Origin of the sequence: Gilliamella sp. App6-5 (assembly GCF_001690525.1) — a bacterium.
In the GTDB taxonomy this organism is placed as follows: domain Bacteria; phylum Pseudomonadota; class Gammaproteobacteria; order Enterobacterales; family Orbaceae; genus Gilliamella; species Gilliamella apicola_H.
Map to the genome: position 1 here is coordinate 1 of NZ_LZGT01000101.1, position 23,073 is coordinate 23,073.

16 protein-coding genes are annotated in these 23,073 nt (G+C 35.5%); 14 read left to right on the plus strand and 2 right to left on the minus strand.

Annotation, left to right across the window (positions count from 1 at the left end):
• From A9G24_RS13115 to sstT, 8 genes are all read left to right on the plus strand, one after another.
• Positions 1–305, plus strand: a 305-nt coding sequence (locus A9G24_RS13115) for a hypothetical protein (RefSeq protein WP_218056301.1), incomplete at its 5' end; no start/stop codon positions are given.
• A gap of 945 nt (positions 306–1,250) precedes the next feature.
• Entirely contained in the window at positions 1,251–2,492 is a 1,242-nt protein-coding gene (locus A9G24_RS11555) for an NRAMP family divalent metal transporter (RefSeq protein WP_065639149.1), read from the plus strand.
• Between the two features lie 9 nt (positions 2,493–2,501).
• Positions 2,502–3,284: a LamB/YcsF family protein gene (locus A9G24_RS11560; protein ID WP_065639150.1), complete on the plus strand. Its 783-nt coding sequence runs from the start codon at positions 2,502–2,504 to the stop codon at positions 3,282–3,284.
• Positions 3,285–3,443: 159 nt separating this feature from the next.
• Positions 3,444–5,042, plus strand: coding sequence for a 5-oxoprolinase/urea amidolyase family protein (locus A9G24_RS11565; protein ID WP_065639151.1), 1,599 nt, complete (start codon positions 3,444–3,446; stop codon positions 5,040–5,042).
• Positions 5,035–6,783 (plus strand): acetyl/propionyl/methylcrotonyl-CoA carboxylase subunit alpha, encoded by a 1,749-nt coding sequence (locus tag A9G24_RS11570; protein ID WP_065639152.1) that lies wholly within the window; start codon positions 5,035–5,037, stop codon positions 6,781–6,783. Before A9G24_RS11565 ends, A9G24_RS11570 begins: the two co-directional genes overlap by 8 nt.
• Positions 6,784–6,916: 133 nt before the next feature.
• Complete coding sequence (locus tag A9G24_RS11575; protein WP_218056302.1) at positions 6,917–8,266, plus strand: SWIM zinc finger family protein; 1,350 nt, start codon at positions 6,917–6,919, stop codon at positions 8,264–8,266.
• Positions 8,256–11,546, plus strand: a complete 3,291-nt coding sequence (locus A9G24_RS11580) for a hypothetical protein (RefSeq protein WP_065639154.1) — start codon at positions 8,256–8,258, stop codon at positions 11,544–11,546. The genes A9G24_RS11575 and A9G24_RS11580 overlap by 11 nt, the downstream gene beginning before the upstream one ends.
• Before the next feature lie 183 nt (positions 11,547–11,729).
• Positions 11,730–12,971: a serine/threonine transporter SstT gene (gene sstT, locus A9G24_RS11585; RefSeq protein WP_442902768.1), complete on the plus strand. Its 1,242-nt coding sequence runs from the start codon at positions 11,730–11,732 to the stop codon at positions 12,969–12,971.
• A gap of 197 nt (positions 12,972–13,168) precedes the next feature.
• Here the strand turns inward: sstT and A9G24_RS11590 are convergent, their stop codons facing one another.
• Entirely contained in the window at positions 13,169–14,239 is a 1,071-nt protein-coding gene (locus tag A9G24_RS11590; RefSeq protein WP_065639156.1) for a DUF3829 domain-containing protein, read from the minus strand.
• An 815-nt stretch (positions 14,240–15,054) separates the two neighbouring features.
• Between A9G24_RS11590 and acuI the strand changes: the two genes are divergently transcribed.
• Positions 15,055–16,050 (plus strand): acrylyl-CoA reductase (NADPH), encoded by a 996-nt coding sequence (acuI, locus tag A9G24_RS11595; RefSeq protein ID WP_065639157.1) that lies wholly within the window; start codon positions 15,055–15,057, stop codon positions 16,048–16,050.
• A 154-nt stretch (positions 16,051–16,204) separates the two neighbouring features.
• Here the strand turns inward: acuI and A9G24_RS11600 are convergent, their stop codons facing one another.
• Positions 16,205–17,269 (minus strand): DUF3829 domain-containing protein, encoded by a 1,065-nt coding sequence (locus tag A9G24_RS11600; protein ID WP_065639158.1) that lies wholly within the window; start codon positions 17,267–17,269, stop codon positions 16,205–16,207.
• A gap of 606 nt (positions 17,270–17,875) precedes the next feature.
• Between A9G24_RS11600 and A9G24_RS11605 the strand changes: the two genes are divergently transcribed.
• The 5 genes from A9G24_RS11605 (at position 17,876) to A9G24_RS11625 (ending at position 23,072) form a co-directional block, all read left to right on the plus strand.
• Positions 17,876–18,103, plus strand: coding sequence for a ChaB family protein (locus A9G24_RS11605; RefSeq protein ID WP_065639159.1), 228 nt, complete (start codon positions 17,876–17,878; stop codon positions 18,101–18,103).
• A 679-nt stretch (positions 18,104–18,782) separates the two neighbouring features.
• Positions 18,783–20,219, plus strand: coding sequence for a 6-phospho-beta-glucosidase (locus tag A9G24_RS11610; RefSeq protein ID WP_065639160.1), 1,437 nt, complete (start codon positions 18,783–18,785; stop codon positions 20,217–20,219).
• 27 nt (positions 20,220–20,246) lie between these two features.
• Positions 20,247–20,564 carry a PTS cellobiose transporter subunit IIB gene (locus A9G24_RS11615; RefSeq protein ID WP_065639161.1) on the plus strand — a complete coding sequence of 106 codons (318 nt, stop codon included), beginning with the start codon at positions 20,247–20,249 and terminating at the stop codon, positions 20,562–20,564.
• A gap of 154 nt (positions 20,565–20,718) precedes the next feature.
• Positions 20,719–22,719, plus strand: a complete 2,001-nt coding sequence (locus A9G24_RS11620; RefSeq protein WP_065639162.1) for a BglG family transcription antiterminator — start codon at positions 20,719–20,721, stop codon at positions 22,717–22,719.
• A gap of 14 nt (positions 22,720–22,733) precedes the next feature.
• Positions 22,734–23,072, plus strand: a complete 339-nt coding sequence (locus A9G24_RS11625; protein WP_065639215.1) for a PTS cellobiose transporter subunit IIA — start codon at positions 22,734–22,736, stop codon at positions 23,070–23,072.
• Position 23,073 lies beyond the last annotated feature (1 nt).

Consider the following 23,073-nt stretch of genomic DNA (forward strand, 5'->3'; position numbering starts at 1 on the left):
ATTTATTCTATACCAATTCTGATTGGTTTACATTTTTTGAATTAAATCATTTTGAAGAAAAATTTATAATTGATGATTTCAATTTTTCTAATGTCACATTAATACTTGATAAGTTGCCAAATCATTTAAAGATAAAATTATATTCTGTAGTTAGTGATGAAAAATCCTCTTATAACGAAAAATATTTCGTTATAAGAGAAATCCAAAGCAAATATATGTTTTGTTCATTAACTAAAAATGTACACTCAAAACTTATTAAAAAGTTGAATGATTCTATCAAAAAAAATAAATGTGCCTTTTTTTGATTTATAATGAATTTGTATAGGGCGCATGTATAGGGAATTAAATAGGTTTTGCGAAACCTATTTAATTCCCTATTATTATATTGAGCGTTTAGCTCAATATAATAAAGTAATTCGAAACGCTGGACGCTAATCGAATTACAGGGCTGTTCCTTTTCCCATCTCGATTCTGGACGAATCGTGATGGGAAAGATTGCCCTCTTTTATTATAAATTTGCTGAACGCCAAATTTATAATAAAATTCACCCTGCCCCGTCACGCTAAAGCGTGACCACCCCGCACAAGACGCCGACAAACTCCGTTGTCAGCTTTGACCACAGATCTAATTTCTCAAGTGAGCGGAGGAATCGGATGTATCATAAATGATGATGTATATTCAACAAATGGACATGTATTATTAATAGAGAAGGGTTCTATCGTGAATGGTGCGTTTCGTAGAGCAGTATTATCATTTCTGAATTGTAAGTTATGTAAACATATTATACAGATATCATTAAAAACGATTGAAAATATCTTTACGGGTAATGCTATTTTTGTTTTATGTAAAACATAACGCAAATTTATGAAAAAAAACTCACCTTATATTTAAGTTGGTATAAGATAAATTTCTTTGGTTTTTATACTGAAATGTAGGGTTATCTGAAACTTCTTTACAAAAATTATTATTTTTAGTAATGTTAATTAAAGATATTTACCCTACGTAGGGGCATTTTTGCACATTAATAAAGTGTAAATTAAAAATTGAGTTATCTCCTTTATCATTAATAAGTTAGTTATTCTTTGTTGATGAATCATTATAATTATTTTTTATTAGTTTTTTACTTTAAAAACAGTAATTATATTTATCCCTATTTATCAAAATTTGCTAGAGCGATGGCATAGTCATTGCCTGTAAATACTATTCGGTATAACTATAGTCATAATTCTAGAAATAAGTTTAGAGGAAACATGCATATGGAATATAATAGCGGTAGCACCGTTGCTTTTGTTAAAAATCGGCGTGCCTCATTAATCAGTGCCATTTTTTTAATGGCGACTTCAGCAATTGGTCCGGGCTTTATTACCCAAACAGCCACTTTTACCGTCACCCTTGGTACCGCTTTTGGTTTTGGTATTTTAGCCTCTATTATTATTGATTTTGTCGTTCAGCAAAATATTTGGCGAATTGTTGCGTTAACCAAAATGCATTCTTCAGATATTGCTAATGCGACGATTCCATTTAGTGGCTATGTACTTGCTATGCTGATCATATTTGGTGGATTGGTGTTTAATATTGGTAATATAGCCGGTGCTGGTTTAGGTTTAAACGCACTTGTTGGGCTTGATCCTAAATGGGGTGGGGCAATTAGTGCGCTCTTAGCGGTTTATATATTTTCATCCCGTAAAGCCAGTCATTTTATTGATCGTTTAATGATTGGTTTTGGTTTGCTCATGATTATTTTGACCTTGTTTGTGGTATTTGCTTCTCAACCACCTGTTGGGCAAGCTTTAAAGGAAACGGTTTTTCCAAGCAGTGTTGATTTTGCCTCTATTACGACTATTGTTGGTGGAACCGTTGGCGGTTATATCTCTTACGCTGGTGCTCACCGGTTACTTGATAAAGGTATGGTTGGTGCTGAGCATATTGATTATGTGTCTGGTGCTGCAACTAAAGGCATTATGGTTGTTGGATTGATGCGTTACATCTTATTTTTAGCCATTTTAGGTGTGGTGGCAAGTGGTGTAACAATTGATATTTCAAGCTATGCTGCCAATCCCGCATCACAAGCCTTTCAGGCCGCTTTAGGTGAATTAGGATTACGTATTTTTGGTTTGATTTTATGGGCGGCTGCGATAACCAGTATTATTGGCGCAGCTTATACTTCAATGACTTTTATTACTCCTTTTAAACGGGCAATTACAGAAAAGCAACGTCAGTTTGCCACTATTGTTTTTATTGCGATTTCGCTTGCTATTTATTTAATCATGGGAACCGCTCCTGTATCATTATTAGTCTTTGCGGGTGGTTTTAATGGCTTAGTTTTACCACTTGGTTTAACTATTTTTGTTTATATTGGTTGGCGACGTGCTGATCTTATGTCTGGCTATTATTACCCAAGATGGCTATTGTTGCTAGGTATGATTGTGTGTGCTATTACTTGGTATATGGGCGCTATGTCGGTGGCGACTATTTTTAATTATTTAAGATAGAAGGACACAATGACGAAAACTAAATTTATTGATTTAAATAGTGATTTGGGTGAGAGTTTTGGACTATGGAAAATGGGTAATGACGACGCAATGCTAAAAGTTGTTAGTAGCGCTAATATTGCTTGTGGTTTTCATGCCGGCTCACCAGAAGGTATTTTAACAACCTTAAAAGCTGCCAAGGCTAATAATGTTGAGATTGGTGCTCATGTTGGTTACCCTGACTTAGTTGGCTTTGGTCGTCGTAATATGGATATTGCAACCGATGAGTTAACTGCGGATGTGATTTATCAGATTGGTGCTTTAAAAGGCTTAGCAACTTCCATTAGTGCAAAAGTCCACTATGTTAAGCCACATGGGGCATTATATAATACAATTGCTTATGATAAGCGTCAGGCGATGGCGGTAATTGATGCAATTTGCCTTGTTGATCCAACGCTTATTTTGGTTGCACTGGCCGGTTCAGAACTCATCAGTTGGGCTAAAGAGAGTGGTTTGAGGGTAGTTTCAGAAGCTTTTGCTGATAGAGCTTATCATGCTGATGGCACTTTAGTTTCGCGTACAAAAGCGGGCGCAGTATTGCATGATCCCGATCTAGTTGCAGACCGCATGCTACAGTTAGTGAGTGATGGCGGTGTAACTTCTATAGACGGGCAGTTTGTCGATATTGAGGCAGGATCAATTTGTGTTCATGGCGATAGTGCTGGTGCCTTAGCAATGGCGCAAAAAGTTCGTGAAAAATTACAAAAAAATGGCATTAATATTGTCTCATTTGCTAAGGTAAATAATCATTAGATTAGTTAAATTTTGGAAAATTAATTAAGTTAACGAAAAATAGAACTATGATTAGACACGAATTTGTTAAGCGGCAATAAATTTAGTCTCAGATATGATACAACGCTATAAAATAGTTATAGTTAGGGATTGGATATTTACCATATATAGAGGTGCTTAATGCGATTTTTACCCGTTAATGTTGATGCGTTTATTGTTGAATTAACAACTCTTGAGCAAACAATGGCGCTTACCAATGCACTGCAAAGTGTATTTATGCATTGGCATATAGAAGAGATAATCCCCGCAGCGCGCACTATATTGATTCGTTATAATCCCATTGCGACGAATGCTAATACGCTCATTAAGCATATCGCTAAATTGGATATTTCAGCAAGTATTATGCAATCTGGTGAATTGGTGATAATACCTGTGCATTATAATGGCGAGGATTTAGCCCAAGTGGCTGAATATCTAGGTATAACTGTTGCTGAAGTCATTGCAAGACACACCAATAATGAATATCAAGTGGCTTTTTGTGGCTTTGCGCCTGGCTTTGCTTATATGGTATCTAAAAATGCTCAGCTTAATGTACCGCGTCGTCAATCACCACGAGTTCGTATTCCAGCTGGTTCAGTTGCTTTAGCAGGCGAGTTTAGTAGTATTTATCCTCAAGCAAGTCCTGGCGGTTGGCAACTTATTGGTATAACTGATACCGCTGTATGGGATTTAAATCGCGATCAACCTGCACTATTGAAACCCGGTAGCCGAGTTAATTTTGTTGATGCTAGCAAATCCATTAAAAAGTATCATTTGCCTACCGCTAAAAAAGGCGATAGCAACAGCAATCAACAACAGGATATCAAAATATTAGCAACAGGATTACAAACACTTTTACAAGACGCAGGGCGCATTGGTCAGGCGGCATTAGGTATCTCTGAATCTGGAGCGATGGATAAAGGGGCACTACATAGTGGTAACCGCATTGTGGGCAATCCAATTAATGAAGCCGTATTAGAAATAACGCAAGGTGGTTTTAAAGCGCAGGTAAATTGTGGTATGTTGGTCGCTGTCACAGGGGCTGAGTGTGATATACACATTACAACATCAGATGGTGAAAAGTATAATGTTGCCATGTATCAGCCGATTCAATTGGAAAAAGGCGATATGATTAGCTTGGGAAGCGTAAAATGTGGTGTGCGTAGCTATTTCGCTGTGCGTGGTGGTTTTCAAGTGTCACCTGTTTTAACCAGTTGCTCTTTTGATACACTCGCCCAAGTCGGACCATCGCCACTTAAAATTGGTCAAACGCTAGCTATTAAGAAAATTCAAACCTTAAATGCGGTGTCGTTAACCGAAACACCAATGATACGCTATCCGACTTGTAATGATGTTATTGTACTCGATATTGTGCTTGGGCCGCGTACTGATTGGTTTACAAAGCAAGCAGTAGAATTACTTTCTTCTCAACTATGGCAGGTGACACCTGCTTCTAATCGCATTGGTTTGCGTTTGTCTGGTGACATGCCTTTAAGCCGTGACAAAGGGCAAGAATTACCCAGTGAAGGCACCTGCATTGGAGCAATACAAATTCCAGCGAATGGGCAACCGGTACTATTTTTGAATGATCACCCTTTAACAGGGGGCTACCCTGTTATCGGGGCTGTGTGTACATACCATTTAGATTTGGCCGGTCAAATTCCAGTCAATGCCAAAATAAAATTTAATCCTATAGGGATGTTTAAAGAATTTGAAGGGAGTGATATTGATCATGTCTGAAAATAATCAAAAAATAACTCACAAAGTATTGATCGCTAACCGAGGCGAGATTGCAGTACGTATTATACGTGCTTGTCGTGATATGGGCTTTTTGTCTATTGCAATTTATGCCGATGCGGATATTGATGCACTTCATGTACAAATGGCTGATGAAGCTTATGGATTATCAGGCAACTTACCGAGTGAAACTTATCTTGATATTGATAAAATCATTGCTATAGCCAAAAAATCAGGCGCTACAATGGTGCACCCAGGTTATGGTTTTTTATCAGAACGTGTTGAATTTGCTAAAGCAGTGCAAAATGCTGGTTTAATATGGATTGGGCCAAATCCAGAAACGATCGAAATATTAGGCGATAAAGTCAGAGCCAGACAACTTGCATTGCAAGTTGGCGCGCCTTTAGTTGCTGGAACTAAACAACCAGTGCAAGATGTTAAAGGAGTCGTTGAATTTGCGCATGCTCATGGTTTACCGATAGCGATTAAAGCTGCATTCGGTGGCGGCGGTCGGGGATTAAAGGTTGCTTGGCAAATGGAGGAAGTTGAAGAACTTTATCATTCTGCTGTACGCGAAGCGACTACTGCTTTTGGTCGTGGTGAATGTTTTTTAGAACAATTTTTACATAATCCTCGGCATATTGAAGCACAAATCATTGCTGATACATTAGGTCATGTTGTTGTGGTTGGAACCCGTGACTGTTCACTGCAACGTCGTAACCAAAAATTAATTGAAGAGTCACCTGCACCGTTTTTAACCGAACCATTAGAGCAACAAATTATTCAAGCTTCGATTGATATTTGTACTAAAGCAAATTATGTCGGCGTGGGTACAGTTGAATTTTTGCTTAGTCAGGATGGCAAGTTATCCTTCCTTGAAGTAAACACAAGATTGCAAGTTGAACACCCAGTTACAGAAGAAACAACGGGTGTCGATCTTGTTATCGAGCAATTGCGCATTGCCCAAGGTTTACCGCTTAGTATTAACCAAACGCCTAAACCACGAGGTCACGCCATTGAGTTTCGTATTAATGCTGAGGATGTAGCTAATGGCTTTTTACCCGTAGCTGGTACAATTACGCGGTTTGATGCACCATCAGGGCCAGGAGTACGCTTAGATAGTGGGGTATTCGCTGGTTCGGTTATTCCGCCCATGTTTGATTCGCTCATAGCAAAACTGATTATTGTTGGAAATAATCGTGAACAGGCCATTGCAAGGGCCCGTCGTGCTTTAGCGGAGTTTTCGATTGAGGGGGTGGCAAGTGTATTACCATTTGCACGTGCGGTTATTGAACATCCAGATTTTTGTGATGATTTTAAAATGCATACGCGTTGGATCGAAACTGAATTGACTGCAACAATAACGCCGGCCAAAAGGCAAATACCACAAAAAGAAATAGCGCTGACTCACACATTTATCGAGATTGACGGTAAACGTTGTAAACTGGGTTTTCCAGCACAACTCTTTGCTGGGTTATCCTTGCAAACGGAAGCTAATTTAGATACATCTTCCAGCGTGAAAGAAGAAATCTCTGAATTGATTGTCCAGTCACCTGTGTCGGGTAGTCTTTTTAAATGGGTGATGAATGATAATCAAAGCGTAAACGCAGGCGATGTTATTGCTATTATGGAAGCCATGAAAATGGAAGTTCAAGTTATTGCACATCGAAACGGCGTTTTAAAACAAACAATCAAAGAAGGCAATTATGTCAACGCGGGATCACCTGTTGCAGAAATCATTTAGATAGCGTTGATAAAACAAGAATATTTTTCATCAAAATAGTAAAAAAACATCAAATATAGACAATATATTTTGCTTATTTTATACTCATGAGCATGATATTTTGTCTATTTTTAATGTGTTAGGATGATTTATATTGAAGTTTTCTCAGCAATCAAAACTCACTAATGACGTATTAGCCTTAGCGTTATCGCCAGCCTTAACACCAGATGGAATTATTGACAACCCTCAATTTTTTGCTGGTTATGCTCTTTACCCACAGATTCTTGCTAGATCTTTACTGGTTCTGGCTGATATTACTGCGACCCGATATTTTAAACCAGTGCCGGTGACTTTGCGTGATCCTGTTTTATCTGCGCAAGGGAATCAATTAAGAGCAGAAGTTTTTTCTGCCTGCAACAGTGTTTATGCCCGTTTAGATTTGCTACAACAAGGATTTGATGGGCAAATATCACGAGGCACAACCAATGTAGATATTGGTATTAGCTTAAGGAAAGCGCTAACTCAGGTTAATAATAAAGATAAACTTTATCTCAATATTGGCAATCAAGGTTTGGCAACGCACCATATCCAAAAACAAGATAGAGATGTGATTGGTATAAAAGCCATTATTGAGCGCCCTGTTGCAATGCCAGATAGGTGGATTCGAGCACTTGGTAATGTAGCTGAAATTCATACCAAAATGGTTGCTGTTTTTACGGTAACGGGAATACAAGCACAAACGTTTATTGCGGGATTGCCAACCGTGACTAGTAAACAACAATCAAGCTGGCTAGTGCCATCCAATACCGGTATTAAATTGATGGCTCAAGGCGATATCAATAGTGTGTATATTTCGGGGCTACACCGGTTAAGCGCACTTAAGCGATTAATGACCAATATTAAACGTTTAACTTTTTATCGGTTAGCAAGTGGCGAACAAGGACCCTGCATGGTTGAAGTTGAACTCGACGGTGCAAGGCTTACTTTGAGCTTAACTGCACAGCCATGGCAAGGTTATTCTGGCGAAGGCGCATTACTTGAGTTGCTTGCACCAAAACAGCAATTACAAAATGCTCAACTTATTCAATCTATTTTACAATTTGATTCACTAATTGATCTGACTCAGCTAGCGATAAAAACAGGGTTAGATACTCAGCACATTAATAGTTCGCTGGCGTATCTGGCTGTTTCAGGTAAATTGGGTTTTGATGTACACCAAAATGGCTATTTTCATCGTCAATTGCCTGAAGATCCTAATCGACTTATCAAAGATAATCCGCGTTTAAAATCGGCCTATAAATTGCTTGAATGTATTGATCGGGTTGATGAAAACACATGGATGGTTCACTCGAATAACGAAGACTATCGTGTCCGTTTTGTTAGGCAGAATAGTAAAATGATATCACAATGTACTTGCTCATGGTATCTGAATCATCAACTCAAAAAAGGACCGTGTAAACATATTTTAGCAGTGCAAATTAAGGAAAATATTTATGAATGCTAACTTAGCGAAAGCCGAAGCGATTTTTACTTCTTTGAATTGGAACAATGTCACAGCTGACAATATTTTACAACAACCGCTAGGTAGCAAAGAGCAGCAAAAGATTGCACTTTTAGGATTAAAAAGTGGCAAATGGGGTGACTATGTCAAAGTTGGTAACGCTTTTCAATGGCAAGATTATGTTAAGTGTAATAAAGCATATTTAGCTTTGTACGCCATTCGGATTGGGGTATCAGTGAGCCGAGCGTTAAAACTTGCTCATTATACTTATTCATCTTTGTTATTGCCGGTTATTATTGAACGTGGTGAGAATTATGCACAAAATTTTGTGCAACAAGCGTCTGCGCCTACAGATCTTGCTGTTCAGTTGGTAGATCGTTTAAATTTGATTATTCCTGAAAATAAAAATTATATCGGCGATTGGGCGTTGTATGCGGCGGTTGCTATGCGTGGTTGTGATGTTGTAAAGCATTTTTCAGTTGCTATTCATGATACTGATGTAGTCGACCCTTTTTACGATAAAATCCCTCCAAATATAGCTCAATGTCAGCGTCGATTTATCGAACATATTCATATTGCTATTGCGTTAAATACACCTGCTACAGGATCTTTTAGTGAAGTGTTTCGCTTGGGGGTAACATTAGGTTGGCTTGACCGAGAGCAAGCAAAAGAGTTAATTTTTTTAGCCTTAGATATCGCTATTCGTCCTATAGATCGTAAAGTATGGTTAGATACACTTTATGATTTAGGTGTTACCGATGCTGAATTGTGTCAGCGAGTACCTGTTTTAATTCCATTACTAGCTATGGGTGAATCAGCAATCATTAATCGATTAGCGCCCGTTTTAATCCCCTTTGTTGATGATGAATTATTAATCGAAGTGATGACGGCATGCTTATCATCTAAAATAAAATCGGTCAAAAAATTAGTGTTAAAGATTGCTCTAAATCGCAAAAAGCCCAAAAATGCTGATTTGTTTATGCCTTTGTTAAACCTATTACTTGATCAAACTGATGAGTCAATTATGGCTTTAACTAGCAAACTAATTACACAGTGGCATCTTGATAATCATACCGTACAATCTCATCCAACCGAATTACAACAACTTTGGCAACCAACACCGCCACTTTGGCAATTACCGCCTTTTGAATTAGAACCTGTTTCCCCTGATGTATTAACTGAGTTAGCCTCTGAATTAGTAAAAAGAAACATATCGGGTCATGATAGTGTGACGGAAAGATTTTTAGCTGTAGCCAATATTATTGCTTATCACGATCCTCAAGCAGCAAAAGCGAGTTTAGCGGGTATAAAATTGCGGGTTGACCAGCTTCTTGGTTTTCTATTTTATTGGCGTAAAGGCGAAGAAATTCCGTATCATAAATACTTGTCTGATTTATTGAAAGCACGTGATTATATTGTTTGTAAAAACTTAGGCAAAATACCTTGTTTACTGTCGACACCAAGCATGAGTGATCTTTCAATAACAGTGGATGATCTTAGTCAACGATTAGCGATTTATCAACAGTTGAAAATTGATGCATTAGAGGCGGATCTGTTTTTAGCCTTGACTCGTCTTGATGTTTCGACACAAACATCATCAACGATAGAAAAACTCAAGAAGTTAAATGTTGCAGTCGTTTTGCAATCAGGACAAAAAATGCCAATTGATGCTGGCTCTTTAGTATTACAGTATCTGGACGATCCAGTAATCGAACCTAAATTAGCGTTAAATACTTATATTGAAGACGTACTGTCCCTGCCACAATCATTAAATTATTTTCCTAAACGTATTGGAAATAACGGGTTTACAAAAATTCTTGCTATTTTCCCGTTATGGAACGATAGTGCAATACCGTCAGATATTGATTGGGCAACATATTACCATCAAGGTTTTGAGTTCCAGCAAATTGTTAACAGACGTTCTCCTTTTGATGCACGTTCTGCAATGACATTGTTAGCTATGCAACGCGCTAATTCGCCTTATGTGGCTGGCAATATGGCTCAAGCCGTGAATGATGCATGGCAAAGAGGTTTGCTTATTCCTGGTGTGGCGGATGTTTTGTTACTGGAGCGATTTAGTCAGGTTCCTTGTCGTATAGCTAGTTTGGTGTCAGTATTAACCGATATTGCAAAACAAGGCATTCTTTCGGTGGTTTGGCCTATTTTGGATCAATTAATCATCGCATCATGTAAAGCGCCGAGACTGTTATCTGGCACGCTTGAAACTGTTGATGCGATAGCTGAGTTTTTACCAGAAGTTCAATATGCTGTCGATCAAGGCATAGCCGATGCCAATCAATTGCAATTACTTGGCATCAGAATGTTAGCCAGTAAAGAGGGTAGTGCTAATGCGATTAAGAAAGCAAAAGCCATAGTTGAAAAACTACCTAAAATCGCCCCTTTAACACAAGACGTATCGATGCAAGCTCCTGATGATTTTGACCAAGTATGGTCAAAACCGCAAAAGGCTAAAGTTGTGCCTGAAGATAATGTTTCAATTACTATTAGTAAGCCTGTAATAGATCAATCATCACGCTTTTCTAAATCATTGGCTAAATCGTTAATGTTTACTTTAAAACTCCCCAATGTGTCTAACCAAGTTTTCCACATAGTAAAAAATGATTGGTATTATGATTTAGAATACGAATTCCAATGCGAAGCTTACCCAGCATTATCAAAAGATCAACAAGTTATATCTAATTTTCAATCAAGAGTTTGGTTACATTGGTGTATTAACAAACGGTTACTTGTTGTTGAAAAAACACGTAATTGGCAAGAAAATAAAGATGGGCCATTATCAAGTATAGATAATCTGATTTTTTCAAAATCGTTAGTGACAGTGATTATCGGATTGTTGGCTCAAGACAGTGATACTTATAAAGCAAATTTTATTTTTGAAAAAAATGTTAAAAAAGGAATCATTGATGCAGATACCATGCGTAAAGCTATTATGTTGTTTCTCGATTATCCTGATTTAAGCCCAGCTAAATTAATTCGATTACTAGAAAAAAAGCCAAGTTTGTTGCCAATATTTTGTCCAGTATTAATTGAATGCATTAAGTTTGTTGGAAATCTAGTAAAACAAGGTGAAAAAATACCTGCTTGGATCAATCGGATTTTAGATATGTCATTAACCTATGCCTCTTATTTGAAAGAGGCAACTAGGCGCGGTTATCTAACTGAACTTGATTCTCAATGGCAAGGATTAGCGGATATTGCCCAAGCAAAAGCAAAATCAGTAGCAGTAAACAAAGCAAAACAACTACTTGAATTACTTAAGTAAGATGGTTATTTTTGGAAAATTGATTAGAACACCTAAAATATGTCTAATATAAAAGCAATGAATAATTAAATTTAATCATTATGTAAAGTGATATATAAAAAAACGTTATGATGATGATTATTTTCTATAAACATAATGTTGAATTATGTTATTGTTTTGCCTTTATTTTAATAAACAAGGAATATTATGACTCATTCTTCTCATCCGTTGGTTCGTTTTTACTTAAAAGTAGGGTTGATACCGCAGATTTTATTGGGCTTAATATTTGGTATTATTCTCGCCGCAGTATCGAAAGATACCGCATTAGGAATGTCTCTTATAGGTGGACTATTTATTAATGCCTTAAAATCGGTAGCTCCTATACTTGTGCTCATTTTAGTGATTGCATCAATATCCAACCATCAGCATGGTAAACAGGCGAATATGAGATCGTTAATTACCCTTTATCTTGTTGGAATGATGTTAGCTGCACTATTAGCAACTATTGCTAGTTTTTTATTTCCATCGCAAATTTCATTTGGTGACACACTAAATAACCTTGAGCTTTCTCCGCCTAATGGCATTACCGAGGTGTTAAAAACGTTATTAGGCAAAATGATCGACAATCCAGTCAATGCGCTGATAAATGCAAATTATATTGGTCTTATTGTATGGGGAGTTGGTATTGGTTTAGCACTAAGGCACGCTAGTGAAAGCACTAAAACAATGATGAATGATCTGTCTTATGCTATCTCATTTATTGTCAGAATTATTATCCGATTTGCGCCTTTGGGAGTCTTTGGACTTATCGCTTCAACATTAGCCGAAACAGGTTTTGATGAGCTGAAAAAATATGCTCATTTATTAATTGTATTAGTTTCTTGCATGGTGATTGTTGCATTGGTTATCAATCCATTACTTGCTTATCTAGTTATGCGAAAAAATCCATATCCACTTGTATTCACTGCTTTAAAAGAAAGTGCGATTCCTGCTTTTTTTACACGTAGCTCAGCAGCAAATATTCCTGTCAATATGGAAATCTGTAAAAAATATAATATGGATGAAGATACCTATACCGTTGCTGTGCCATTAGGCGCTGCAATTAATATGTCGGGAGCGGCTGTTACTATAACGGTGTTAACTTTAGCCACAGTTAATTCAATGCCGGCTAGTGCTGGTATACATGTTGATATCTATTCTGCGGTATTACTTTGTATTGTAACTTCAGTATGTGCTTGTGGGGCATCGGGAATTGCGGGAGGATCTTTACTGCTTATCCCTGTCGCGTGTAGTATGTTTGGTATTCCTAACGAAATTTCAGCTAAAGTGATTGGCATTGGGATTGCTATCGGCGTGATTCAAGATTCGGTTGAAACTGCATTAAATTCGTCAAGTGATGTGGTTTTTATTGGCGCAGTTTCGTCGGCAGCGCAAAATAAAAAATAAATATCAACGCATATTAAATATTGAGTTCTATTTGCATTCATCTACATAACCAACTACATAATGATATGCAGATGGTTATTTAACTAAAATTCATGCATTGCAAACGGTGTAATATTTACACCGTTGTTATTTATACCACTATTTATTGTCATTGATAATGACTAAAATGTTAGCAATGAAACGATGTTTATCTATTTTTAATTGATTACTTGATTATAGCCTTTAATTACACTTTTAAGTTCCCCATTCAAAGAATCAACTTCTCTTTCTACAGTATTGGTCTGTAAATTTTTTAAAACTACTTTCATTTGATTAATCAATCCAGGTAAACCATCAACAAAACGGTCATAATACATATCGTTTAAACCTTGTTGTTTAATCAATTTATTTTTGCCTTTATTCGTCATTAATTCATTGGTTATGGATTCTATTTGCTGAATTTTTTGTTCAAGGGCTGATTTATCGAGATTTTTAAACTGGTTGTCTTCGTTAAAACTTTCATTGATTAAATCGATAACATCTTCAGATAAATCCATGATTTCCATGCAATTGTAGTTAAGTGTTAACCCTTTGTTTTTTATTTCTGATTTTTGAAATGCATGGATTTCTTTGTATAATTTACCATAAGCTGCTAAAGCCACACTTTTTGCTTCAACATATTGGTTATAAAGCGTGTCAAGATTATTTAACAGTTCAGGTAATTTGGCAAAGTCATCCAATTTGTACTCATTATCTAAATAATATTTAGCTATCTGGTCATAAGCTAATCCTATTTCAACGTATTTATCACTTAATGCTTTGCCTGCGGCATCAAGTTCGGGTAACTCTGGTTTTAATGCTAATAACTCAGTAATCAATTGTTTATATTCATCAAGCTCCTTTGGTTCTGGGTGATAGCCGATAAAAAGTTTCGTTGGATTTTTTTTCACATAATTGACATCAATTTTACCGCTTTTATCACTAATACCTCTTAAAAAACCCTCAACTCTGCTATCAAGATAATAAAGAGAAGAAGTCATCTTGCCATGCCCATTCCCTCTTAATTCATCTGCAGCTTGGGCGACATTAGCATTAAAAACCTCTAGCCATATATTACCTTTACGTGCTTTCAGTGCAAATTGCCGTGAAACATCTTCAGTCTTTTTAGAATCAGAAGGTTTAGCCTCTGAAGTTGCTGTGGGTTGTTGCGTTTTGTTTTCGGTTGGTTTGTCATCACAGCCAATCATCAAAAATCCAGCAATCAATACGGTTAAAAATTTTTTTTTCATTATTTATTTCCTTAATTTTGGCATTATAAATTCAGTGTGTTAATACTTTATTATCTTTTAATGATTATTTCTAATAAAATATGAAGTTGGAACGATGAATTGCCATGTTTATGCTCAATTTTTATAATAATTCTGGCATTGATTGATATGATGGTTATTACATGTTTTAACAAATGAGATACGGTGAAGGATTAATTAATCACGAAACGGTATAGAATCCTGAATATTTTTTACAAAAATTTAGCTTGCTGTCTTAATTTATCTTCAATCGGGCTTTGTTAGTTGATTATAAATGATCGGACGACTGACCATAAAATATTTAGCCAATCGATGGCGGTGTTTTTTTATGATATAGACGCCATATCGCTTGTCTGGGATACGGCGTTAGGTATATGCATTACTGTAATTTCTGAAATTACTATCAACAACGCGAGTAATTACTAGAATTTATCTATTTTTTATTCGATACTTTTGCGATATTAAATTTTTTAATTTACAGTGAATCTTCTATCTGTTTAATGTTATCTTTAGTAAAAGTAGTGTTTGTCTTTTCATTTATCTCTTTATTCTTTGCTATAGACCATAGGCTATCGAAGTCTTTGTCGTAGTGTTTTCATCTTCAAAAATTGCCTCTTTCACCTCTAAAGCTTGGTAGCATTAGGATTAATCCTACTTTTCGAAAGCACTACCAGTTTGATCGTTGTCATATGTAACATATCACGTTGCTTTTTCTTGAATGACTACTTATTATTGGAAACTTGTATTTAAGGTAAATACTCACTTTACTTGAGTACCTTAAGCTATAAGGAGACATTATGTCATTCAATGCCATTATTCTAGAAAAAGAAGATGCGAAGGGGGTTACCTGTTCACTAAAAAATGTTAATAAACAACAATTATTAGCACAACAAGGTGATACATTAATCCAAGTGGCGTATTCAAGTATTAACTATAAAGATGCATTAGCCATAACCAACAAAAGCCCAGTTGTAAGACAATGGCCAATGGTGCCAGGGATTGATGGTGTTGGTACGATTATTGAATGTGCCAGTGGCCGTTATCAAAAAGGCGAACAAGTAATTTTAAATGGTTGGGGCTGTGGCGAAACGCATTGGGGGTGCTTGACGCAATATGCTTATTTACAATCTGACTGGCTGATTCCGCTACCCAACAATCTCACCGCTTATCAATCAATGATCATTGGCACCGCAGGTTATACTGCAGCTTTATGCGTCCAGCGTATTGTTGATTTTGGTGTAAAACCACAAGATGGTATGGTGTTAGTAACGGGAGCAAGTGGCGGAGTGGGTTCGATTGCCATCACTTTACTAACTAAATTAGGTTATCAAGTTACGGCGTCGACCAGTAAAACTGATGAAGCACATTATTTACAAAAACTGGGGGCGGCTAATGTCATTGATAGCCAAACCTTAAAAGAAACGGGTAAACCATTACAAAAAGAACTATGGTCAGCTGTTGTTGAGGCGGTTGGTTCGTACACTTTAGCCAATGTTTGTGCACAGACCCAATATGGCGGAATTGTTGCTTGTTGTGGGCTTGCCCAAGGCATGGACTTTCCCGCTACCGTTGCGCCATTTATTTTACGTGGCATAACTTTGGCTGGTGTGGATAGTGTCATGGCAAGTTATGATAAACGTGTATTGGCATGGAATTTATTAGCGCAGCATCTGGATGAAGAGATCTTATCTTATGTCGGCAGAACAATCACATTAAATGAGTGTGTGGAAGTGGCAAATAAAATGATCGCAGGAAAAATAAAAGGGCGCTTTGTTGTTGATGTAAACAAATGAATCTAGGTATTGCTAAACAGTGGTATCTTGATTCGCTCATTTACTATAAAGTTATAAAAAAAACGGTGTAATATTTATACCGTTTTTTTATAACACTATTTATTGTCATTGATAATATCTAAAATGTTAGCAATGAAACGGTTTTTATCCATTTTTAATTGATTATTTGATTATAGCCGTCAATTACACTTTCAAGTTCCCTATTCAAAGATTCAACTTCTCTTTCCGCTGTGTTGGTCTGTAAATTTTTTAAAACTACTTTCATTTGATTAATTAATCCAGGTAAACGATCAACAAAACGGTCATAATACATATCGTTTAAACCTTGTTGTTTAATTAATTTACTCTTGCCTTTATTCGTCATTAATTCATTGGTTATGGATTCTATTTGCTGAATTTTTTGTTCAAGGTCAGATTTATCGAGATTTTTAAACTGGTTGTTTTCGGTAAAGCTTTCATTGATCAACGCAACAATATCTTCAGATAAATCCATGATTTCCATGCAATTGTAGTTAAGTGTTAACCCTTTGTTTTTTATTTCTGATTTTTGAAATGCATGGATTTCTTTGTATAATTTTCCGTAAGCCGCTAAAGCAACACTTTTTGCTTCAACATATTGGTTATAAAGCGTGTCAAGATTATTTAACAGTTCAGGTAATTTGGCAAAGTCATCCAATTTGTACTCATTATTTAAATAATATTTAGCTATCTGGTCATAAGCTAATCCTATTTCAATATATTTATCACTTAATGCTTTGCCTGCGGCATCAAGTTCGGGTAACTCTGGTTTAAATGCTAATAACTCAGTAATCAATTGTTTATATTTATCAAGAACCTCTGGTGTTGGGTGAGAACCGATAAAAAGTTTTATTGAATTTTTTTTCGCATAATTGACATCAATTTTACCGTTTTTATCACTGATACCTCTTAAAAAATCCTCAACTCTGCTATCAAGATGATAAAGAGAAGAAGTCATATTGCCTCGTCCTCTTAATGCTTCTGCAGCTTGGGAAACATTAGTATTAAAAACGTCTAGCCATATATTACCTTTACGTGCTTTCAGGGCGAATTGTTGTGAAACATCTTCAGTAGTTTTAGACTCAGAAGATTTAACTTCTGAAGCAGCTGTGGGTTGTTGCGTTTTGTTTTCGGTTGGTTTGTCATCACAGCCAATCATCAAAAATCCAGCAATCAATACGGTTAAAAATTTTTTTTTCATTATTTATTTCCTTAATTTTGGCATTATAAATTCATTGTGTTAATACTTTATTATCTTTTAATGATTATTTCTAATAAAATATAAAGTTGAAACAATGAATTGCGATGTTTATGCTCAATTATTCGTAATAATTCTAGCATTGATTGATACGATGGTTATTACATGTTTTAACGAATAGATACGGTGAAGTATTAATTAACCACAAAACGGTATAGAATCCTGAATATTTTTTACAAAAATTTAGCTTGCTGTTTTAATTTATCTTCAATCTAGCTTTGTTCTTTGTTAGCTGATTATAAATGATCGGACGACTGACCATAAATATTTAGCCAATCGATAACGGTGATTTTTTATGATATAGACGCCATATCGCTTATCTGGGATACGGCGTTAGATATATGCATTACTGCCATTGCTGAAATTACTATCAACAATGTGAGGTATTCCGACTCGTTAGACCACATCAGCGGGTTCTTAAATGAAATTAGCGCTTGTATTATTTTATAAATGGGAATACATTCATTGGAGTGCTATTTTTACCATTACCATTACCATTACCATTTTAAATTTTCAGTCATCTAAGATTAATTTATGAGGGAATGTAATATGCCATATAAAACTCGTGAAGATTTACCCGATTCAGTACGCCATGTTTTGCCTGAGCATGCGCAAGATATTTTTAAAGAAGCATTCAATAGCGCGATTAAGGAATATCAAGATCCGCATAAGCGACGTGATAATAGTGATCCCGAAACGATTGCTTTTAAAGTGGCTTGGGCAGCAGTCGAAAAGGTTTACCACAAGGGTGAAGATGGTAAATGGCAACGTAAATAATCATTAGGCAACCCAGTTAAATAATAATTCGATAGAAATAATTTATATCATCCTAATTTTTTTACTAATCATTACTTTTATGAGAATAAAATAAGTTAGGATTAGGTTATTTCTATCACAAGTAAAAACGGATTTATTATATTGGTTTTCTTTTTTATCCTAGTTAGAAATAAACGCTGTTTATTTTTCTCTGACTTACGTTAAACTTATTAACGAAGTAAAACGTAATTAACAGCAATATATTAGTTATCTGTAAAGCCATTACGAGTTGGGACATTTTATAGCATCAGGTCGAAAAGTTCCGCGCACAAGCGGAATGATTCTTTGCTAAGTAGAAAGCAAGAAATAGCAATTTTAATCATAAAGGAAGATCCATTTTATATTCATTACATTGCTCAATACCATATTATCGAGTTTGTTCCCTCGAAATAGGCTGATGAGTTTGAAGAATTTATTTAAAATTTTGCTTTAACTATTTAAAATTTAAAATTATTTTTATCGTGTGTCGATAAAGTTCTAAATATCAAAAAAAGTAACTCACCTTACTAATATTAATTCATAACTTTCCTCCAAAATATACTTATATTTTTCCTGATCAATACGGAAAAAGTTGGTTAGTAATTCTATTTTTTTCCTTTTATACTAAAGTTGAATTCTCAATAAACACAGGTACTTGATTATGAATAATAAAGGTTTACCAAAAGATTTTTTGTGGGGGGGGGCTGTTGCTGCTCACCAATTAGAAGGGGCTTGGCAAGTTGGCGGTAAAGGAGTGAGTGTTGCTGATGTGATGACGGTGGGCTCACCTAAAAGTTATAGAAAAATTACTGAAGGTGTGATTGAAGGTGAATATTATCCAAATCACGATGCTATTGATTTTTATCATCATTATAAAGATGATATTAAGTTATTTGCTGAAATGGGTTTTAAATGTTTTCGTACTTCTATTGCTTGGACTCGTATCTTTCCAAAAGGTGATGAACTTGCGCCAAATGAAGAAGGATTAAAATTTTATGATGATCTTTTTGATGAATGTTTAAAATACAATATTGAGCCGGTTGTCACACTTTCTCATTTTGAATTGCCTTATTATCTTGTTACTGAGTATGGTGGATTTCGTAATCGTAAATTAATTGATTTTTTTGTGCGTTTTGCCGAAGTCTGTTTTGATCGTTATAAAAATAAAGTTAAATATTGGATGACTTTCAACGAAATCAACAATCAAGCTAACTTTAATGAAGATTTTGCACCATTTACTAATTCAGGGATTTACTATAAAGCGGGCGATAATCGCGAGCAGATCATGTATCAAGCTGCACATTATGAATTAGTTGCCAGTGCTAAAGCGGTGCAAATTGGTCATGCCATTAACCCTGATTTTGAAATAGGTTGTATGTTAGCAATGATACCAATCTATCCAGAGACCAGTAAACCAGGTGATATTCTAATGGCACAAAAGGCGATGGAGCGTAAATACTTTTTTGCTGATGTGCATGTCCATGGCGAGTATCCAAACCACATTAAAAAATATTGGCAACGTAAAGATTTTCAACTTGATATCACCAATCAAGATCTTGAGATCTTGAAAAATGGCAGCGTTGATTACATTGGCTTTAGCTATTACATGTCCAATGCAATTAGGAAAAAGGAAGATAATGAAAGCTATGAATATAACGAAAAAACCGATCTGATCGGCAATCAATATGTTAAAAAATCAGACTGGGGTTGGCAAATCGATCCTGAGGGACTTCGTTATACACTTAATTGGTTGACTGACATGTATCGTTTACCGCTTTTCATAGTTGAAAATGGTTTTGGCGCCTACGATAAAGTCGAAGCTGATGGTAGCGTGCACGATGCTTACCGTATTGATTATCTGCGTGATCACATAAAACAAATGAAGCTAGCTGTTGAAGAAGATGGTGTCGATTTGATGGGATATACCCCTTGGGGATGTATTGATCTTGTTTCAGCGGGGACTGGCGAAATGGAAAAACGTTATGGATTTATCTATGTTGATAAAGACAACAAAGGCAACGGCACACTAAAACGTAGTCGCAAAGCCTCATTTGCATGGTTTAAAAAAGTCATTGAGTCTAATGGTGAAGTTTTATAAAGCATATAACTATTTTTAGGAGAATTTATGAAAAAAGCATTAATTATTTGTGCCGCAGGGATGTCATCATCATTAATGGCAAAAAAAGTGACAGAATATTTTGCTAGCAAAGATAAAGCGGTTTCGGTTGATGCGGTATCAGCAACTGAAGGGGCGAATATGATTAAAAATAGTGATTTTTCACTTTTTTTAATTAGTCCTCAAACGATGATGATGTTTGATAAATTGAAAAGTTTGGGTGATGAAGTGGGTAAACCTGTTGTCAGTATTCCTTTTCAGGCCTATATACCCATTCAATCGGGCATTGAACAATTAGCCAAGTTAATTGAGGATAATATCCAATAATTTCAATGAATTTTTGTTTTAGATATAGGTTTGGCGTTTGCCAAATGGCAGCGCCTTATTATCTGGCTGGGGCTGTGGCGTGATTACCTAACAAGTGAAAACCGTCACTATATTATTAACAATATGGTTTTAGTTGGCACAGGTTTGGATAATTGTGATTAAAAATAAACAACGTAACCTTATTAGTTTATTGGTTCGTTCTAAAAACTTATTCAAAAGTAGTGCGTGGTTAGCAACTGAGCTATCATTATCAGATCGCACTGTTCGCACTTATCTTAATGATTTAAAACCATTGGTCGAAAGCCATGGTGGAGCTATCGTTAGTAAACAAGGTTATGGCTACCAACTACAAATTAAAGATAGAACTGCTTTCAATTTATTTCTAATTGAACATCATCTATTAGATCGCAATGAAGAACAAGCGAATTGTCGAGAAGCAACTCAAAGAAAACATCATATTCTTAATCTGTTATTGTTAGAATGTCAAAAAATTGATATAGAGGCATTATCAGAGCGATTATTTATTAGTTCTTCCCAACTTAATAAAGATATTTTAGAGATTAAGCATCAACTTAAACCGTATGGTCTGACAGTCAAAAAAAGTCAATCCTTGTTTTATGTTGAGGGCGAGGAAAAAGCAAAACGACATTTCATTTTGAGCTATTTTTTCCATGATGGATCGATTAATCTTTTGCAGCACCTAACGCATTTAAATAACTTTAGTGATGTCATTAGTTTTGATTCGTTAACCATTATTATTTTAGATGAATGCCGTGAGGCAAAAATAAAATTATCCGACGTGATGATGCAAAATATCGTGTTACATCTGTCATTAAGCATTAAACGCTTACAGTCAGGACTTTCTATTCAAAATCTTGATATGTCACAGTCGACAAAAAATACTTTGGAATATCAAGTCGCTAAAAAGATTATCAATAGAATTGAAAAGGTAACAGGTTTTTGTTTTCCAAAAGAAGAACAAATGTATTTAACTTTACATTTAATGAGTAAATCAAATTTTTGCCAAAATGATTTTGATGCAGAGTTATATTCATCTTTGACTAATTTACTCATCAAGATAGAACAAGAGACAGGATATTTATTTTTAAATGATGAGCAATTGAAAAACGGCATTATCCAACACTTAAAACCAATGATTGTTCGTTTAAAGCAACATATTAAACTGAAAAATCCATTGCTTAATGAAATTAAAGCCAATTCTCCAGAATTGTTTGAGTTAGTTAAAAATTACCTTAGCCAGCTTCCTGAGCTTAAAAAATTTACTATTCATGATGATGAATGGGGCTATTTAACTTTGCACTTTTTAGCTTCGATTGAAAAACAGAAAAATGAACAAAAAGCCAAAGTATTAATTATTTGTGCAACAGGTCTTGGAAGTGCTCAACTACTAAAAAATCGCGTTGAATGTGAATTTAATGAAAGAATCAAAATTGTTGCCACACAAGGCTATTATGAAATTGAGCCAAAGATATTAGAAAAGATTGATTTTATTATCTCGTCAGTGGATCTCTCATCAAAAGTATTTAAAGTCCCGGTTTTTCATGTTTCAGTATTTTTTACCGAAGATGATGTACAAAAAATTCGCCGTCATCTTTTGTCACCTAATATGCTTATTTCGGCAAATAAAGAACAAACAGTAACGTCAAGCTGTTTAGATCATGTTATTGATGCTTTGCAAATGGTAGATGATTTATCCGCTGATTATTTTTACCGATGTGAACAGCCACAAAGTAAAGAACAAGTTTTAAATTGTTTACTTGATCTTTTAGCGCTAAATGAAACTAGCGATTATAAACAACAGATGATAAAGCAAATGGAAAACCGTATGCGATTAGGTGATATTTTCTTTAGCCCAACTATTGTGGTGCCACATCCAGCAATGCCAGTAGGAAAATTGCCTAAAATTGGCATTGCAATAATTCCTGATGGCGTATTTTGGGATGATAATTACCCACAAGTCCACTTTATCTTTATGATTTCACCGTCTATTTATCAAAATCCAACTCTAGCGATGATGACAAAAGCGATTGTTAACTTGATTGACGATTTAAAAATGCAAGCAAAACTATTGAAAACACATAATTTTGACCAATTTAAACAACTTTTTATCCAACTTATTGAAAAAGGGGTATAGCAATGAATCAGGAAATGAGCTCAGAGGATATTCAACTTATCGCTTTTAATATTATTTTATATAGTGGTAATGCTAAAACTAAAATTCACGATGCTTTTAAAGCGATGAGACAAGCCGATTTTATTACCGCCAATCAATTGCTTGAAGAAGCAAATAAAGAGATTTTACAAGCACACCATTCACAAACACAATTACTGCAAAATTATGCCAATGGCACCAAAATCACGATGGAAATTATTATGGTGCATGCACAAGATCATTTAATGACAACCATGAGCTTTCGAGAAATGGCGATTGAAATGTTACACCTATATGAAAAACATCATGAGTTAGAAACAACATTAAAGGGCTAAA

Excerpts from the sequence above, each read along its gene's own strand:
- A9G24_RS11555 (WP_065639149.1), top strand. The coding sequence starts at position 1,251 with ATGCATATGGAATATAATAGCGGTAGCACCGTTGCTTTTGTTAAAAAT.
- A9G24_RS11560 (WP_065639150.1), top strand. The coding sequence starts at position 2,502 with ATGACGAAAACTAAATTTATTGATTTAAATAGTGATTTGGGTGAGAGT.
- A9G24_RS11565 (WP_065639151.1), top strand. The coding sequence starts at position 3,444 with ATGCGATTTTTACCCGTTAATGTTGATGCGTTTATTGTTGAATTAACA.
- A9G24_RS11570 (WP_065639152.1), top strand. The coding sequence starts at position 5,035 with ATGTCTGAAAATAATCAAAAAATAACTCACAAAGTATTGATCGCTAAC.
- A9G24_RS11580 (WP_065639154.1), top strand. The coding sequence starts at position 8,256 with ATGAATGCTAACTTAGCGAAAGCCGAAGCGATTTTTACTTCTTTGAAT.
- A9G24_RS11590 (WP_065639156.1), bottom strand. The coding sequence starts at position 14,239 with ATGAAAAAAAAATTTTTAACCGTATTGATTGCTGGATTTTTGATGATT.
- acuI (WP_065639157.1), top strand. The coding sequence starts at position 15,055 with ATGTCATTCAATGCCATTATTCTAGAAAAAGAAGATGCGAAGGGGGTT.
- A9G24_RS11600 (WP_065639158.1), bottom strand. The coding sequence starts at position 17,269 with ATGAAAAAAAAATTTTTAACCGTATTGATTGCTGGATTTTTGATGATT.
- A9G24_RS11605 (WP_065639159.1), top strand. The coding sequence starts at position 17,876 with ATGCCATATAAAACTCGTGAAGATTTACCCGATTCAGTACGCCATGTT.
- A9G24_RS11610 (WP_065639160.1), top strand. The coding sequence starts at position 18,783 with ATGAATAATAAAGGTTTACCAAAAGATTTTTTGTGGGGGGGGGCTGTT.
- A9G24_RS11615 (WP_065639161.1), top strand. The coding sequence starts at position 20,247 with ATGAAAAAAGCATTAATTATTTGTGCCGCAGGGATGTCATCATCATTA.
- A9G24_RS11625 (WP_065639215.1), top strand. The coding sequence starts at position 22,734 with ATGAGCTCAGAGGATATTCAACTTATCGCTTTTAATATTATTTTATAT.